The following is a 16,070-nucleotide window of genomic DNA, read 5'->3' on the forward strand; positions in this document are numbered from 1 at the left end:
CCGGCGCTTCGCGTCACCCTTCCTTTACAGAGGGGCGGACGCGTCGCACGGGGCGTCAGGCGAAAGAGCGTACGCTCACTTCAGCTTCGGGCACTGGTCGCCGGGATCGACGTCCTTGAAGGTGGACATGATGCCGACCGAGCCATCGGCCTTCACCTGGCCGAGATACATGGTGAGGGGCGCATGGCGCTGCTTGTTCATGACGATGGTGCCGCGCGGGCCTTCCACCGCGACCTCGGCCAGCGCCGGGATCACCTTGGCGGCGTCGGTCGTGCCGGCCTTCTCCACCGCGGCCTTGTAGGCGTAGACGGCTTCATATTGCGGCACGGAGAGGTCGTTCGGGGTCTTCAGATCCTTGCCGAACTTCTTTTCCATCGCGGCGAGGAAGGCCTTGTTGGCCGGGGTGTCGATATTGGTGAAGTAGGAGCCGGCGATGTAGATGCCCTCGGCATCCGGGCCCATGGACTTGGCGGTGCCTTCATCCACGGCGAGGTTGCCATAGAGCGCCTTGATGCCCGCCGCGCGCAGCTGCTTGGTCAGCGTCACATTCGGCGCGCCGCCGGCGGTAGAGGTGATGATGGCGTCCGGGTTGGCGGCCTTCACCTTGGAAAGGATGGCGGTCCAGTCGGTGGCGTCCATCGGGGCGTATTCGTCGCCGACGATCTTGCCGCCGGTCTTCTCGATATAGTCCTTGGTGAAGGCCAGCATGCCGCGACCGAAGGCGTAGTCGGAGCCGATGAGGAAGTAGGTCTTGGCGCCTTCCTTGTTGAAGAAGTCGACAATCGGGGCGACCTGCTGGTCCGGCACCCAGGCATTCACGAACATATACGGGCTGCAGGAGCGCCCTTCATAGAACGAGGTGTAGATGTAGGGCACCTTGCCGCGATTGACGATCGGCAGGCCGGCATTGCGCGCCGCCGAGGTCTCCATCGAGATCAGCGCGTCGACCTTCTTCTGGAAGATCAGCGAATCGAAGGCCTTCTGCGCGCCGGCGGCACCCGAGGCATCGTCGGCGACTTCCAGCACCACCTTCTTGCCGAGGATGCCGCCCTTGGCGTTGATCTCCTCGACCGCCAGCTCGGCGGACTGCACGACGGAGGGGGCGACCACCGAATTGGCGCCGGACAGGCCGACGGGAATGCCGATGGTGACGGTGTCGGCGGCAAGCGCCGGCCCGGTGAGCAGGCCGGCGGCGAAGGCGCCGGCCATGAGCAGTGAAGTGCGTGACATTGGCTTTCTCCGGAAGGTTATGGACGTTTTTTCGGCGGTGAAGACGTGAGGCTCAGTACCAGCCTCGGGAAATGTCGGAGCCGAGCATCTCGGCATAGACATCGGTGCGCCGGTCGCGCAGCACCTGGTTGAAGTCGTTCCAGTTGCGGGCGCGGCGGGCGGCGCCGAGGTCGATCTCGGCCGAGACGATCTCCTCGCCATCGCGGCTCGCCGGGCCGGCGGCGGGCCAGCCGGTGTAGCTGATGATGAGGCTCTGCCCCTCGAAGGGCTGGCCGCGCTCGGTGCCGATACGGTCGGCGCAGGCGATGTAGAGCGAGTTGGAATGGGCGGCGGCCATGGCGAGGATGTTGGCCATCGCCTCGCGCCCTTCCGCCTGGCCGGGGATCGGCACCCAGTTGGTGGGCACGCACACGATGTCGGCGCCCTGCAGCGCCTGCAGCCGGTAGGTCTCGGGGAACCAGCCATCGTAGCAGATGGCGACGCCGATGCGCCCGAGCGGGGTCTGGAACACCGGGAAGCCGTTATTGCCGGGCTCGAAGAACAGGTTCTCGTTGCCCCACAGATGCATCTTGCGATAGGTGCCGATATGCCCTTCGGGGCCGATCACCACCGCGCTGTTATAGAGCGCGGTGCCCTCGCGCTCGGTGATGCCGGCGACGATGTGGAGGCCGCGCTCCCTGGCGATCTTCGCCCAGGCCACGCAGGTCGGCCCGTCGGGGATGGTCTCGGCCAGCGCGAAGGCCTCCTCGCGGGTCTCGAACACGTAGCCGGTATTGGCGAGTTCCGGCAGCACCAGCAGGGTGGCGCCGGCGTCGGCCGCCTTGCCGATGAGTTCGAGCGAATGCGCGACATTGGCGTTGGTGTCGCCAAAGCGCGGCTCCATCTGCAGGCAGGCCACGCGGACAAGGCTGGAACTCGGCATAGGGGCACACCTCTGCGCTCGCCGCGGCGGCCCGCGGCGTGAAAACAAAAAGCCCCCGGCAGTGCCTTTCGGCACCATCGAGGGCTGCATAGCCTGGATGTAAGGCGGCAACGCTGCCGCCGCGCTCATGAAGCGCTGCACCCATGGAAGCGCAGCGGCGGGGTCCTGTCAAGCATCAATGCACGGGATAAAGGCACGGACGCATTTGCCTAGCGGTTAGGCAGCAGGGCTTACTTGTCGGTATCGCCGTCGCGGTCGAGTTCCGCCAGCATCGCATGGGCGTTGATGATGGAGCCGGCGATGGTGCCGATGGGCACGCGCTTGGCCGTCGCCTGCTTGCGCAGGAACTGGTAGGCGTCGTCCTCGGAGAGGTTGCGCAGTCCCATCAGCAGCCGCGTCGCCTTTTCCACGTCGCGGCGGGTGCGCAGCGTGTCCTCCAGCTTGCCGATCTTGGCCAGCAGCCGCCCCTCATAGCCGCGCTGGGAAAGCGCCAGCACCAGGCTGGAGAGCACGCCGGAGGCGCGGATGGGGCGCACCAGCACGCCATGGGCGCTGGAATCCAGCAGCGCCTTCAGCACGGTGGGGTTCTCGTAGTCGACGATGGCGATATGGGCGATGGCGAGGTCCGCCATGCGCCAGGGCATCGAGCTCCTCGTGTCGCGGTCGAGCAGGAAGAACACCGCGTCGAGCGGCAGCGGAAGCTGCGGGGGCGGCGGCCACACCACCTGCACCTGGCAGCCGATGCGCTGCAGCTGGCGCACCAGATCGTCGCCATCCTGGTCGCGCGGGTGCACCACGGCGACGCGGGTGTTGCGCAGGTTCTGGATCAGCTGCGAGGCGCTCATGCAGGCGGCCCGCCGGGGTTTCTCGCGCCCTCACGCATGGTCGTAAATATGGTCGACGAGGTAGGGGTCGGGTTTCACCGGCGCCTTGGCCTCCCACACCACGTCGAACTCGCCATGCTCGTTCACCATGCCGATGCGCGGCAGCAGGTAGGTGTGGTTGTTATCGGGTCGACGCGGATGCGGCCCTGCGGTGCCTCGAACTCGGTGCCGAGCGCGGCGTCGACGAGACGCTGGGTGTCCAGCGACTTCGCGCGGGCAAGCGCGTCGGCAAAGAGGTGGATCTGGAAATAGGCGGCTTCCGCGTACATCGTCACCGCCGCATCGCGGCCGAAGCGGGCGCGGTAGGCGGCGACGAAGCGGTGATTGGCCGGCGTGTCGAGGCTGGAGAAATAGGGCGCCGAGGTGATGTGCCCGACGCACAGCTCCGGCCCGATGGCGCGGATTTCGCCCTCCGACATGGTGAGGCTGGCGATCGGCATGGTGCGCGGATCGAGCCCGGCCTCGCGGAAGATGCGGTAGAGCAGGTGGGCGCCCTGGCCGACGACGGTGGAAAACACCACCGAGGGCGCGCGCCGGCGGATATCCTCCACCACGCGGCGGATCTGGTCCTCGTGCGGCTGCTCCGGCACATAGGTTTCCGCCACCACCTCGCCGCCCTCGCGCGAGACGAGGTCGCGCATGATGCGATTGGATTCGCGGGGATAGATGTAGTCCGAGCCGACGAGGTAGAAGCGTGGCCCATAGGCGGCGAGCAGGTGCCGCGCCAGCTGCAGGCTGTTCTGGTTGGGCGCCGCGCCGGTGTAGATCACGTTCGGCGAGTACTCGAACCCCTCATAGAGCGAGGGGTACCAGAGCAGGGCGTTGCGCCGCTCCACCGTGGCGAGGATCGCCTTGCGGCAGGAGGAGGTGCAGCAGCCGAAAATGGTGCTGATGCCGTCCTCGGTCAGCAGCCGCTCGGCCGAACGGCGGTATAGCTCGGGGCTGGATTCCGGGTCGTAGCACACCGGCTCGATCAGCCGGCCGAGCACGCCGCCAGCGAGGTTGATTTCCTCGATGGCCAGCGCCGTGCCGCGAAAATGCTCGGTCTCCGGCTCGCGCATGTGCCCCTTGCGGGAGAACAGCACGCCCACCCGCCACAGCGCACCTGAGGCGCCCGACCCATTTTCTGCGCTGCCGAAAGCCGCCACCGCGCCAGCCCTGCCTGTTGTCGTCCTGCCTGCCGGAGTGTCCGACACCCCGGCCGCGTCCGTTTTGGCGCGCGGGCACGCAGCAGGTCAAGGGCACGCCGGCCCGCCCAGCGGCGCGGCAGGGTGCTGATATATCAGGCGGCTATTCTGTCAAAAATGACATTTAGACCATAGGTCAGCCAAGAACATCATCGCCAAGCGGGCGATATAGGCAGGGCTGCGTCCAGAATTGATCAGATGACGTGTCAAAAGCGTCATTATGTGAGTTGCGTTCGCCCGGCGGCATGGGATGGTGGAAAGCTGCGCCCTATTTCGCCTTGTCTCTCACCATCCGGCGATTTCTCATGGCGCCAAGAACTCGAATATTCGGGAACCGGAGAGCGCACATGTCCACATTCTTCCGTGCTGGCGTCGATCGTCGCAATTTCCTCAAGACCACGGCGGTGGCGGCCGGCGGCCTCGTCGCGATGCCCTATATTTCTACGGGCGCCCGGGCGGCCAAGCTCAAGACGGTGAATTTCAGCGAGGCGGTGCACAACCTCGGCTACATCAACCTCTATGTCGGCATGCATGACGGCATCTTCGAGAAGCACGGCCTCGACATGAAGGTATCGGCCGCCGGCGGCGACACCCAGACCTTCGCCGCGGTGCTCGGCGGTTCGGCCGATTTCGCCATCGGCGACGCCACCATGGCGCAGATCTCGCGCGAGAATGGCGGCCCCGGCGTGGTGGTCGGCACGGTGGTGCAGCGCGCGCATTATTTCGGCGTGTCGAAGACCATGGAGCCCTTCACCGACCCGAAGGACCTGAAGGGCAAGAAGGTCGTCACCTCGCCCGAGCCCAACACCAATTATTCCGTCACCAAGCGCATGGTCGAGCAGGCCGGGCTCAAGCTCGGCACCGACGTGATCATCGTGCCGGTGAGCCCGGGCACCGAGATCGGCGCCATGCTGGCGGGCCAGGCCGACATGGCGGTCGCCTACCAGCCGAGCGTCGCCGCCGCCGAGGCGCAGGGCTCCAAGGTGGTGTTCGACTTCTCGAACTATATCGGGCCGTTCTGCAACACCGGCATCATGGTGCTGCCCTCGACCATCGAGAAAGACCCGGAGATGGTGCAGGCGCTGGTGACGGCCTTCGAGGAAGCCTCGCGCAAGACCTATGCCGACCCGGCCTTCTCCAAGAAGGTGGCGCGGCTCGAATTCCCCGATTTGCCGGGCGAGGTGGTCGACAAGGCGATCGATGCCGAGCTGAAATATCTCATCCCGGCGCAGTCGGTCGTCACCAAGCCCGACCAGTGGAAGAACCTGATGGACATGCAGATCTACCTCGGCAACATCAAGGGCACGGTGAGCTTCGACCAGATCATCGACAACTCCTTCGCCGAGAAGGCGGTCAAGCAGCTCGGGTGAGCACAGTGGTTGCGTCCGCCATGGCGGCAAAGGCGGGGGCACCGGCGGCAGCCGGCGCCCCGCCACTCATTGTCGAGCATGTGGCCAAGAGCTTCGATGCCGCCGGCCGGGTCGTGCCGGTCATCGGCGACCTCAGCCTGACGCTGAACGAGGGCGAGATCGTCGCCATTGTCGGCCCCTCGGGCTGCGGCAAGACCACGCTGCTCAACACGCTGTGCGGCCTCATCGCGCCCGATTCCGGCCGGGTGAGCTGGTTCGGCAAGCCGATGGCCGGCCAGCCCGCCGGCGTCGGCTACATGCTGCAGAAGGACCTGCTGCTGCCCTGGCGCACGGCGCTGCGCAACGTCATGCTCGGCCTGGAGATACGCGGCGTGCCGCTCTCCGAGGCCGAGGAGCGCAGCCATGTGATGCTCGACCAGCTCGGCCTGCACGGCTTCGCCGAGCACTACCCCACCACGCTGTCGGGCGGCATGCGCCAGCGCGTGGCGCTCGCCCGCACGCTGGTGAACGAGCCGGACGTGCTGCTGCTCGACGAGCCCTTCGCCGCGCTCGATTTCCAGACCAAGCTGCTGATCGAGAGCGACACCGCCAAGCTGGTACGCGAGAGCCGGCGCTCGGTGCTGCTCATCACCCACGACATCGAGGAAGCGGTCTCGATCGCCGACCGCGTCATCGTGCTGACCAAGCGGCCGACGCGGGTGAAGGCGACCTATGACATCGCGCTGGGCACCGAGCGCACCGACATGATCGCCGCCCGCGAGAGCGCCGGCTTCGTCGACTATGTCCGGCGCATCTGGGCCGATCTCGACGTGACGCGGAACCAGGAGTAACGGCATGCACGGTTCCGCCAGCCCCACCCTCTTCGCCCCGACGCAGGACGCCGCCGCTGCCGCGCGCCTCGCCGCGCACCGGCGCGCCAGGCTGCGCGCCACATCGCTCGTGGTGGCGAGCCAGGTCGCCGTGCTCGCCGCCTTCATCGCCTTCTGGGAATACATGACCGCCTTCGACAAGCAGGCGGCGTTCATGTTCGGCTCGCCTTCCGCCATTGCCGGCTTCCTTCTGACCATGGCGCGCGACGGCAGCCTGTGGCGCGACACCTATGTGACCGGCGTCGAAACGCTGCTCGGCTTTCTGGTCGGCAACGTCATCGGCACGCTGGTCGGCCTGTCGCTGTGGTATTCGCGCTTCGTCTCGCGGGTCATCGAGCCCTTCGTCATCGCGCTCGGCTCGATCCCGATCATCGCGCTGGCGCCGATCATCATCATCTGGTTCGGCACCGGGCTGACCTCGAAGATCGCTATGTCGACTCTCTCGGTGGTGATCGTGGCGCTGGTGACGTCCTACAAGGGCGCGGTGGGCGTGGACGAGGACCAGATCAACCTGATGCGCACGCTCGGCGCCTCGAAGTTCCAGATCTTCCGCAAGCTGGTGGTGCCGGCGTCGCTGACCGACATCTTCGCCGGGCTGCGGCTCACCGTGGGCTTCGCGCTGATCGGCGCCATCGTCGGCGAGTTCATGTCGTCTTCGGAAGGGCTCGGCCACGCCATCTTCAAGGCCGGCTCGCTCTACATCATCCCCAAGGTCTTCGCCGCGCTGGTCGCCACCATCGCGCTCGCCCTCGTCCTCACCTTCATCGTCGGCAAGGTGGAAAAGCTGCTCATGCCCTGGCGTCGCCTGGGCTGAACGCCGCTCCGCCTTTCCGCGTTTCAGTGCCCAATGGAGTGACCATGAACCAGCGTGTCAGCAAAGCCGGCAATATCAAATACGCCCTGTCGGCCAATGATGCCTTCGTCGCTGCCGTCGCGCCCGGCGAGACCTTCGTCGTCGAATGCGCCATCAACGCCAATGACGGCACCATCCGCCATCTCGGCCAGCAGCTGACCGAAGCCGATGTCGACCTGCCCTTCGTCAATGGCGCGACCGGGCCGATCGAGGTGAAGGGCGCCAAGCGCGGCGACATGCTGACGCTGGAAGTCATCGGCATGGAGCTCGACACGCTCGGCTTCACCGCCTTGTGGCCGGGGATCGGCATGTTTCCGGACTGGGTACGGCAGAAGGAATTCGGCCACCTCACCCGTGTCGTCGAGGTGAAGGACGGCATCGTTCACTGGAGCGACAAGGTGAAGCTGCCGGTGCGCCCGATGATCGGCGTCGCCGGCGTGGCGCCCGTGCATGGCGGCGTGCTCACCGTCGACAACGGCACGCATGGCGGCAATCTCGACGTGCAGGAAATCACCCCCGGCAACAGCGTGATGTTCCGGGTGAACCATGACGGCGCCCACCTGTTCCTGGGCGATTGCCACGCGCTGCAGGGCGATGGCGAGGCCAATGGCATGGGCGCCATCGAAATCGGCGCCACGCTCACCGTGCGGGTGACGCTGACGGAGGCGCCGAAGCGACTCAACCATCCGCGCATCGAGACGCCGACGCATATCTGCACGCTCGGCTGCGCCCGCCCGCTGGAAGACGCGATGCGGATCGCCTTCCAGGAAATGATCTACTGGCTGGAGGACGAGTACGGCATCCCGGCGGCGGAAGGCTACATGCTGCTCGGCCAGATCGCCGAGGCCCGCTGCACGCAGGTGGTGAACCCGAAATACACCTATATCTGCAAGGTCGACAAAGCCCTGCTCGCCCAGTTCGCCTCCTGACGGCACCGGCACCGGCGCCGGCGGGCGTACCGCCGGCGCGCCTCAGCGCGTTCCGTTGGCGGCGCCGGGAAAGGCGACGACGTTCTCCTCGCGCCGCGCCATTCCGCCGGCGATCTCGACCAGCTGCTGCGGGGTGAACGGCTTGCCGATCACCGGCGCGTGCGCGAAGGCGGCGGGAAGGCTCTCGCGGCCATAGCCGCTGACGAAGGCGAACGGCACCGACCGACGGGTCAACGCCGCCGCGACGGCATCGACCGGCTTGCCGTGCAGGTTGCCGTCGAGCAGTGCCGCATGGAAGGCGGCGGTCTCAATCATCTCCAGAGCCTCCTCGACGGTGCGCGCGGGTCCGCACACCGTGGCGCCGGCATCTTCCAGAACCGCGATGAGTTCGAGGGCGACGAGGGCTTCGTCCTCGACCACCAGGATGCGGCAGCCATCAAGGGCCTGTGCCTCGCGCGCCGCCAGCGCGGGCGCCGCCGTCGCCGGCGCGCGGCTTGCCATTTCCGCCATCGGCTCCTGCGCGCGGTCGAGGCGCATGAGCAGGTTCCACTCCACCCCGTCGCTGCGATAGGAAACGGCGGCGGTGCCGCCATCGGATTTCATGCTGCTGTCGATGAGGGTGGAGCCGAAGCCGCGCTTCACCGGCGTCTGCACGGGCGGCCCGCCGCTCTCCTTCCAGCGAAGCCGCAACTGCTCGCCTTCCACCGACCAGTCGAGCGCCACCCGCCCGCTCGCCTGCGAGAAGGCGCCATATTTCAGCGCGTTGGTGGCCAGCTCGTGCAGGATCAGCGCCAGGCGCAGCGAGGGCTGCGGCTGCAGCTGCACGCGCGGGCCGGCGGCCTCCAGGCGGGAGGGATCGATCGTGCCGAGCCGCAGCTGGTCCTGCACGAGGTCCATGAGGTCGGCGCCCTGCCAGGTCCGGTCGCTCAGCATGCCATGGGCGCGAGCCAGCGCCTGGATGCGGCCGGAGAAGGTGGCGGAGAACTGGTCGGGGTTGCGGGTGTAGCGCAGCGTCTGCGTGGCGATCGCCTGCACGCTGGCAAGGGTGTTCTTCACCCGGTGGTTCAACTCGCCGATCAGCAGCGTCTGGGTTTCCTCGGCGCGGCGGCGCCCGGTGATGTCGAGGATCTGCACGCTGAGCGACACCGGCGCGCCGTCCGGCCGGCGCAGCACCGAGCTGTACCATTCGCAGTCCAGCATCGAACCGTCGCGGGTGCGGCAGCGCACCGTGTCGTGCCCGCGCTCATGCGAGGCATCGGCCATGGAGGCGGCGAACAGCTCCACCAGTTCGGCGATGCAGGCATCGGGCAGCCAGCCGAGATCGGCGAGGTGATGACCGGTCATCTCGGCCGCCGTCCAGCCGAACATGCGCTCGGCGCCCTTCGACCAGCCGAGGAGACGCATCTCCGGGTCGAACTCGACGATGGCGAGCGGCGAATTGTCGGTATGCGCCCGAAGCCGGTCGAGCGCGCCCCGCAGTTCCGCCGCGGCATTGGCCAGCGCGTCCTTCTGCTGCGCCAGCTGCTCGTGCTGGCGGGCAATGGAGAAGAACACCTCCGCCTTGCTCTTGAGGATCAGCGGATCGATCGGCTTGTAGATGAAATCGACGGCACCGGCCTCGTAGCCCTTGAAGCGGCGGCCCTCGTCGGTGGCGGCGGCGGTGACGAAGATGATCGGCACGCGGCGGGTGCGCTCCGTGCCGCGCATCATTTCCGCGACCTCGAAGCCGTCCATGTCCGGCATCTGCACGTCGAGCAGAGCGAGCGCGAAATCATGCTCCAGCAGCAATTCCAGCGCCTCGACGCCGGAGCGGGCCTTGTACAGCGCCAGCCCGTCCCGGCGCAGCAGGGCCTCCAGCGCGCGCAGATTTTCGTCGATGTCGTCGACCAGCAGGAACTTGATCGGCTCAGGCGACCCCATGGCGTGCCTCCCTGTGAGGAACGGTGGCCAGCCGGCGATAGATGCGTTCGCCGGCGGCGAAGGTGGAGAAGGCGTCGGCATGCTGCGAGAACCGCAGGCTCTCATTCATGCCCAGCCCCAGAAAGCCGCCGCGCGTCAGCGACTCCCGGAACAGCCCCAATGCCCGGTCCTGCAAGGTCGAATCGAAATAGATCAGGACGTTGCGGCAGGAAATGAGGTGCATTTCGGAGAACACCTCGTCGGAGGCGAGGCTGTGTTCGGCGAACACGGTGCGCGCCCGCAGCGACTTGTCGAACGCCGCCGCGCCATAGGCCGCCGTGTAATAGTCCGACAGCGAGGAGTGCCCGCCCGCCTTGCGGTGGTTCTCGGTGAACAGGGGGATGCGGTCGAGATCGTAAATGCCGATCTCCGCCCGGGCCAGCGCCACCGGATTGATCTCGGTGGCGTAGAACATGGTGCGCGCCTCCAGCCCTTCCTCGCGGAACAGGATGGCGAGCGAGTAAAGCTCCTCGCCGGCGCTGCACCCCGCCACCCACACCTTGAGCGAGGGGAAGGTGCGCAGGTGCGGGATCACCTCCTCGCGCAGCGCGCGGAAATAGGCGGGATCGCGGAACATCTCGCTCACCTGCACGGTGAGGCACTCGATCATCGTCGGCAGAAGCTCGGGCTCGCGCAGCAGGCGCGCCTGCACATGCGAAAGCGTCTCGCAGTGCAGGCGCTGGCGCAGCAGCTCCGCCCGCCGGCTGAGCGAGGAGCGGGAATAGGAGCGAAAATCATAGTGGTAGCGGCGATGGATCGCCTCGATCAGCAGGTCGAGCTCGATCTTCTCGCTCACGCCAGGCACGCCGGTCATCGGGGCATCCACACCCGGGCGAGGGAGAGCAGCTTGTCGACGTCCAGCGGCTTGGCGAGATAGTCGTTGGCCCCGGCCGCCAGGCACTGATCCTGGTCGTCCGCCATGGCCTTGGCGGTGAGCATGATGATGGGCAGGCCCTGCCAGTCCTCGCGCCGCCGAATTTCCCGTGTGGCGGCGAGGCCGTCCATCTCCGGCATCATCACGTCCATCAGCACGAGGTCGACCGGCGGGTGGCCCTCGGCCTTCTCCAGCACATCGAGTGCCTCGCGGCCGTTGCGGGCGATGGTCACCTTGGCGCCGTGCGGCTCGAAGATGCTGGTCAGAGCGAAGACGTTGCGCACATCGTCCTCCACCACGAGGATGCGGCGGCCTTCGAGGCGGGCATCGCGGTTGAGCGAGGTGGCGAGCAGCTTCTGCTGCTGCATCGGCAGGTCGGACACCACCTGGTGCAGGAACAGCGTCACCTCGTCGATCAGCCTCTCGGGCGATTTGGCGCCCTTGATGATGATGGACTTAGAATAGCGGCGCAGGCGCAGTTCCTCGGCATCCGTCAGCTGGCGGGCCGTGTAGACGATGACCGGCGGGAACGCCGCCGCCTCATTGTCGGCCAGCCGGCTGAGCAGGTCGAAGCCGGTGGCGTCCGGCAGCGTCATGTCGAGAACCATGCAGTCGAAGGTCTCGCTTTCCAGCTTGGCCAGAGCGGCGGCAGCCGTGGCGCAGCCGACGGTTTCGACCTCCTTGGCCGAGAGAAGCTCGCTCAGGCCGCGCAGCTGGGTGGGGTCGTCCTCGACGATGAGGATGCGCCGCAACTGCCGGGCCATGCGGTCTTCCAGCCGCTCCAGCGCCTGCGCCAGCGCGTCGCGCTTCACCGGCTTCATGATGAAGCTGACCGCGCCATAGGCCATGGCGGTCTGCTCGTAATCATTCGCCGACACGACATGCACCGGGATGTGGCGGGTGCGGGGGTCGTGCTTCATGCGGTCGAGCACGGTGAGGCCGGAATGGTCCGGCAGCCCCATGTCGAGGATGACCGCATGCGGCAGATATTGCCGCGCCGCGATCGCCCCGTCATCGGCGGTCGTGGTGACGATGCACTTGAAGCCAAGCTCGTGGGTGAGGTCGAGCAGGATGCGGGCAAAGGCGAGGTCGTCCTCCACCACCAATATGGTGCGCGAATCCGCCGTCAGATGGGCGCGGTCGTCCTCGATGCCGCTCGGCAGCCGGGCCGAAAGGCCCAGATCGGGCGCGGTGCCGCCGGCGTCCGGCGCACGGCTTTCCACCCGCTGCGGGGCGGGGCTTCGCCGGCCGGAACGGGTCGGCGGCAGAGGGCCGCCGCTGGCGCTGTCGACGACGATTCCGGCGAAGCGCTTGGGCACCACGAGGCTGAAGGTGCTGCCTTCCCCAAGGCGGCTTTCCAGCCGGATCTCGCCGCCCAGCAGGCTGGTCAGCTCGCGCGAAATGGACAGGCCGAGACCGGTGCCGCCATAGCGGCGGTCGATGGTGCCGTCGGCCTGACGGAAGGCTTCGAAGATCGCCTCCTGCTGCTCCTCGGCGATGCCGATGCCGGAATCGCGCACCGAGAACACGATCCGGTCGTCGGCCTCGGCATGGACACCCAGAACCACCTCGCCCTCGGCGGTGAACTTCACGGCATTGGAGAGGAAGTTCTTGAGCACCTGCTCCAGCCGCTGCGGGTCGCTCTCCAGCACGTCGGTCACGCCCGGCCCGATCTCGGCGCGCAGGCCGACGCCCTTCTGCGCCGCCTGCGGCTCGAAGCTCTTGACGAGCTTCTGCGCCAGCGGTCCGATCTCGACCTGCTGCGGCTTCAGCTCCAGCTTGCCCGCCTCGATCTTCGACAGGTCGAGAATGTCGTTGATGAGGGTGAGCAGATCATTGCCCGAGGTCTCGATCATCTGGGCATAGCTGACCTGGTCTTCCGTCAGGTTGCCGACCCGGTTCTCGCCGAGCAGCCGCGCCATGATGAGCAGCGCGTTGAGCGGCGTGCGCAGCTCGTGCGACATGTTGGCGAGGAATTCGGACTTGTAGCGGCTGGCGGCGGCGAGGTCGTTCGCCCGCTCCTTCAGGGTTCCCTGCGTGCGGGCGAGATCGTCGCGCTGGGCCTCGAGAAGCTGGGTCTGCTCCTCGAGCTGGGCGTTGAACTCCTCGAGATCGGCCTGCTGCAGCTCCAGCCGGCGCTGCGATTCCTGCAGCCGCTGGCTCTGTTCGCTGAGCTCCTCATTGGCCGAAGCCAGTTCCTCGCCATGGGCGCGCAGCTCCTCCGCCTGCCGGCGGGTTTCTTCCAGCAGTTCCTCCAGCCGGGTGCGGTACTGCGCCGAGCGCAGCGCCACACCGACGGCGCTCGCGGTGCGCTCCAGGAATTCCAGCGCCTGCGGGTCGGGTTTGCGGCGGAAGCCGAGTTCGAGGACGCCATTGACCTCGTCATCCTCGCGCGTCGGGGTCAGCAGCAGCCAGTCCGGCTTGGCCCGGCCCAGCGAGGTGCCGAAATACAGATAGCCCTCCGGCACGTGGTCGACGGTGACGCTGCGATTGCTGGCGATCACCTGGCCGACCAGGCCGTCGCCGCGCCGGATGCGGGCCGGCACCGGCGCGTCGGCCGGCACCCCGTAGCTGGCGGCGCGGGCGAAGGAATCGCCGTCGCGGACATAGAAGGTCGCGGCCTGCGCGCCCAGCCGCTCGGCGAGGAAGGCGAGGACCCGATCACCCAGCTCCTCGCTGGAGAGGTCGCCCATCATTCGCCGGGAGAGGTCGACCTGCGCCGTCCGTATCCATTCCTCGCGGCGTACCGCCAGCTTGTTGCGGATGAAGAAATAGCCGGTGGCCGCCAGGATCCACACGGTGGCGGTGCCCATCGACCGGTTGAGCAGCGCGAGGCTCGGGTCGATGCCGGGACGATCCACCATGAAGCCGGCGACGATGACGCCGGTGACGATGGCCGCCGTGAACAAAGGCACCTGCGGGCGCCACGCCAGATAGGCGAGCACGATGGGAATGAAATAGGTGACCCAGACGGCGACGCCCAGCGGCACGGAGAGATCCGCGGCGAAGACGAGCGCGGTGAACACCGCAAGAATGGCATAGAGAAGGATCGGCTTCTCTCCGAGCGCCCTGAACCGCACGCCGCCGATACTCCCCACAAGATATTACCCGAAACGGTGCCCGGACACTTCCGCCGCGCGGCGACCGCCGCACACGGCATTCGTCCGGCGCGCATAAACGTGCGGGAGGCCGGAAGGTTCCCGCACGTTTGGAAAAAAATCCGGCCCCGTGCAGCGCGGTCAGGCCGGGATACGGGCTTCCTCGGCGAACTGGGTCTCCACCATCCGCGCATAGAGGCCGCCCGCCCGCAGCAGGTCGGCATGCTTGCCCTGCTCGGCGACGCCGGCCCGCGTCACCACGATGATGCGGTCGGCGGTGCGCACGGTCGACAGGCGGTGGGCGATGACGAGGGTGGTCCGCCCTTGCGAAAGCGCCGCCAGCGCGCGCTGGATCTGCCACTCAGTCTCGCTGTCGAGCGCCGAGGTGGCCTCGTCGAGAATGAGGATCGGCGGGTCCTTGAGGAACATGCGGGCAATGGCGAGCCGTTGCTTCTGGCCGCCCGAGAGCTTCACCCCGCGCTCGCCGATCACGGTGTCGAGGCCGAGCGGCAGCCCGGCGATCACCTCGTCGAGCTGGGCGCGGTGGGCGGCCTCGACAATGGCGGCCTCCTCGGCGTCCAGCCGGCCATAGGCGATGTTCTCCCGGATGGTGCCGCTGAACAGGAACACGTCCTGCTGCACGATGCCGATGTTCCGGCGCAGCGATTCGAGGCTCACATCGCGAATATCGTGCCCGTCTATGGTGATGCGACCCCCGCCCACCTCGTAGAAGCGCGGCAGCAGCGAGCAGATGGTGGTCTTTCCCGCGCCGGAAGGGCCGACAAAGGCGACGCTCTCGCCGGGACGGATGTCGAGATCGATGCCGTTCAGCACCGGGGGTGCGTTGCCATAGGCGAAGCGCACGCCCTCATAGCGGATGGCGCCCGTCACATCGGCCAGCGCGATCGCGCCCGGCCGGTCGGCCACATCCGGCCGCGTGGCGAGGAAATCGAGATAGGAGCGCAGCCCGGCGATCCCCTTGGGGTAGACTTCCATTACCGCCGCGATCTTCTCCAGCGGACGGAAGAACACGCCGACCAGCAGCAGGAAGCCGACAAAGCCGCCATTGCTGAGCTCGCCGCGCAGCACGAACCAGGTGCCCGCCAGCATGATGACCACCTGGGTCAGGCGCATGCCGAGATAGCTGAGCGAGGCGTTCGCGGCCAGCAGCCGGTAGGCCTCGAGCTTGGTGGAGCGGTAGCTGTCATTCTCCACCGCGAAGAGCCGGCTCTCATGCGCCTCGTTGGCGAAGGACTGCACCACGCGGATGCCGCCGATATTCTCCTCGATGCGGGCGTTGAACGCGCCGACCCGGCCGAACAGCGCCCGGAAATTCTCCGTCATCCGCCGCCCGTAGCGGGTGGTGATGAGCGCGCTGGCGGGAACGATGATGGCGGTGAGAACCGCCAGCTCGACATTCACGCTCAGCATCACGGCGAAGGCGCCGATAAAGGTCATCACCGCGATGAACACATCCTCGGGGCCGTGATGGGCGACCTCGCCGATCTCCTCCAGATCCTTGGTGAGCCGGGCCACCAGATGCCCGGTCTTGTGGTTGTCGAAGAAGGAGAAGGACAGCTTCTGCACATGGTCGAAGGCGCGCCGGCGCATCTCGGTCTCGATATTGATGCCGAGCATGTGCCCCCAATAGGTGACCACCGCCATCAGGCCCGCATTCAGCAGATAGATCGCCAGAAGGCCGATGGCTGCCCAGACGATGAGGTGCCAGTCCTGCCCCGGCAGCAGATGGTCGATGAACAGCTTCACCGCGAGCGGGAAGCCCAGCTCCAGCAGGCCGGACAGCACCGCGCAGGAAAAATCGAGGACAAACAGCCCCTTATAGGGGGCGTAATAGGCGAGGAAGGGCCGGATGAGCTTCATGATGGATCGCTTAT

At 67.1% G+C, this 16,070-nt stretch carries 11 protein-coding genes and 1 pseudogene; 4 read left to right on the top strand and 8 right to left on the bottom strand.

Annotation, left to right across the window (positions count from 1 at the left end; translation table 11 throughout):
* Positions 1-75 precede the first annotated feature (75 nt).
* The 4 genes and pseudogenes from ACQY76_RS08620 to ACQY76_RS08635 form a co-directional block, all read right to left on the bottom strand.
* On the bottom strand, positions 76-1,209 hold the full coding sequence (locus ACQY76_RS08620) for a substrate-binding protein (RefSeq protein ID WP_428032970.1): 1,134 nt from the start codon (positions 1,207-1,209) through the stop codon (positions 76-78).
* Between the two features lie 73 nt (positions 1,210-1,282).
* A complete protein-coding gene (locus ACQY76_RS08625; RefSeq protein WP_428032971.1) occupies positions 1,283-2,113 on the bottom strand; it encodes a nitrilase family protein in 831 nt (276 codons plus the stop codon).
* A gap of 269 nt (positions 2,114-2,382) precedes the next feature.
* The gene (locus ACQY76_RS08630; RefSeq protein WP_428032468.1) at positions 2,383-2,997 is read right to left on the bottom strand and encodes an ANTAR domain-containing response regulator; all 615 of its coding nucleotides are present in this window, start codon (positions 2,995-2,997) and stop codon (positions 2,383-2,385) included.
* Positions 2,998-3,027: 30 nt separating this feature from the next.
* Positions 3,028-4,097 (bottom strand): annotated as a pseudogene (locus tag ACQY76_RS08635) (transporter substrate-binding domain-containing protein).
* A gap of 473 nt (positions 4,098-4,570) precedes the next feature.
* Between ACQY76_RS08635 and ACQY76_RS08640 the strand changes: the two are divergent.
* From ACQY76_RS08640 to ACQY76_RS08655, 4 genes are read left to right on the top strand one after another with little or no spacing between them, the layout of a single operon-like run.
* On the top strand, positions 4,571-5,593 hold the full coding sequence (locus tag ACQY76_RS08640) for an ABC transporter substrate-binding protein (RefSeq protein ID WP_428032469.1): 1,023 nt from the start codon (positions 4,571-4,573) through the stop codon (positions 5,591-5,593).
* 20 nt (positions 5,594-5,613) lie between these two features.
* Entirely contained in the window at positions 5,614-6,423 is an 810-nt protein-coding gene (locus ACQY76_RS08645; RefSeq protein WP_428032972.1) for an ABC transporter ATP-binding protein, read from the top strand.
* A gap of 4 nt (positions 6,424-6,427) precedes the next feature.
* Positions 6,428-7,276, top strand: a complete 849-nt coding sequence (locus tag ACQY76_RS08650; protein WP_428032470.1) for an ABC transporter permease — start codon at positions 6,428-6,430, stop codon at positions 7,274-7,276.
* 44 nt (positions 7,277-7,320) lie between these two features.
* The gene (locus tag ACQY76_RS08655; protein ID WP_428032471.1) at positions 7,321-8,244 is read left to right on the top strand and encodes an acetamidase/formamidase family protein; all 924 of its coding nucleotides are present in this window, start codon (positions 7,321-7,323) and stop codon (positions 8,242-8,244) included.
* Between the two features lie 42 nt (positions 8,245-8,286).
* Here the strand turns inward: ACQY76_RS08655 and ACQY76_RS08660 are convergent, their stop codons facing one another.
* The 4 genes from ACQY76_RS08660 to ACQY76_RS08675 form a co-directional block, all read right to left on the bottom strand.
* Positions 8,287-10,164 (bottom strand): response regulator, encoded by a 1,878-nt coding sequence (locus tag ACQY76_RS08660; protein ID WP_428032472.1) that lies wholly within the window; start codon positions 10,162-10,164, stop codon positions 8,287-8,289.
* The gene (locus tag ACQY76_RS08665) at positions 10,151-11,017 is read right to left on the bottom strand and encodes a CheR family methyltransferase (RefSeq protein ID WP_428032473.1); all 867 of its coding nucleotides are present in this window, start codon (positions 11,015-11,017) and stop codon (positions 10,151-10,153) included. Before ACQY76_RS08665 ends, ACQY76_RS08660 begins: the two co-directional genes overlap by 14 nt.
* On the bottom strand, positions 11,014-14,157 hold the full coding sequence (locus ACQY76_RS08670) for a response regulator (RefSeq protein WP_428032474.1): 3,144 nt from the start codon (positions 14,155-14,157) through the stop codon (positions 11,014-11,016). Before ACQY76_RS08670 ends, ACQY76_RS08665 begins: the two co-directional genes overlap by 4 nt.
* Before the next feature lie 159 nt (positions 14,158-14,316).
* The gene (locus tag ACQY76_RS08675) at positions 14,317-16,056 is read right to left on the bottom strand and encodes an ABC transporter ATP-binding protein (RefSeq protein ID WP_428032475.1); all 1,740 of its coding nucleotides are present in this window, start codon (positions 16,054-16,056) and stop codon (positions 14,317-14,319) included.
* Positions 16,057-16,070: the final 14 nt, after the last annotated feature.

It is taken from the genome of Ancylobacter sp. (genome assembly GCF_965279025.1).
Lineage (GTDB): Bacteria > Pseudomonadota > Alphaproteobacteria > Rhizobiales > Xanthobacteraceae > Ancylobacter.

Coding starts and splice junctions, on each gene's coding strand:
- ACQY76_RS08620 (WP_428032970.1), bottom strand. CDS start 1,209: ATGGCCGGCGCCTTCGCCGCCGGCCTGCTCACCGGGCCGGCGCTTGCC.
- ACQY76_RS08630 (WP_428032468.1), bottom strand. CDS start 2,997: ATGAGCGCCTCGCAGCTGATCCAGAACCTGCGCAACACCCGCGTCGCC.
- ACQY76_RS08665 (WP_428032473.1), bottom strand. CDS start 11,017: ATGACCGGCGTGCCTGGCGTGAGCGAGAAGATCGAGCTCGACCTGCTG.
- ACQY76_RS08645 (WP_428032972.1), top strand. CDS start 5,614: ATGGCGGCAAAGGCGGGGGCACCGGCGGCAGCCGGCGCCCCGCCACTC.
- ACQY76_RS08655 (WP_428032471.1), top strand. CDS start 7,321: ATGAACCAGCGTGTCAGCAAAGCCGGCAATATCAAATACGCCCTGTCG.
- ACQY76_RS08650 (WP_428032470.1), top strand. CDS start 6,428: ATGCACGGTTCCGCCAGCCCCACCCTCTTCGCCCCGACGCAGGACGCC.
- ACQY76_RS08640 (WP_428032469.1), top strand. CDS start 4,571: ATGTCCACATTCTTCCGTGCTGGCGTCGATCGTCGCAATTTCCTCAAG.
- ACQY76_RS08675 (WP_428032475.1), bottom strand. CDS start 16,056: ATGAAGCTCATCCGGCCCTTCCTCGCCTATTACGCCCCCTATAAGGGG.
- ACQY76_RS08625 (WP_428032971.1), bottom strand. CDS start 2,113: ATGGAGCCGCGCTTTGGCGACACCAACGCCAATGTCGCGCATTCGCTC.
- ACQY76_RS08660 (WP_428032472.1), bottom strand. CDS start 10,164: ATGGGGTCGCCTGAGCCGATCAAGTTCCTGCTGGTCGACGACATCGAC.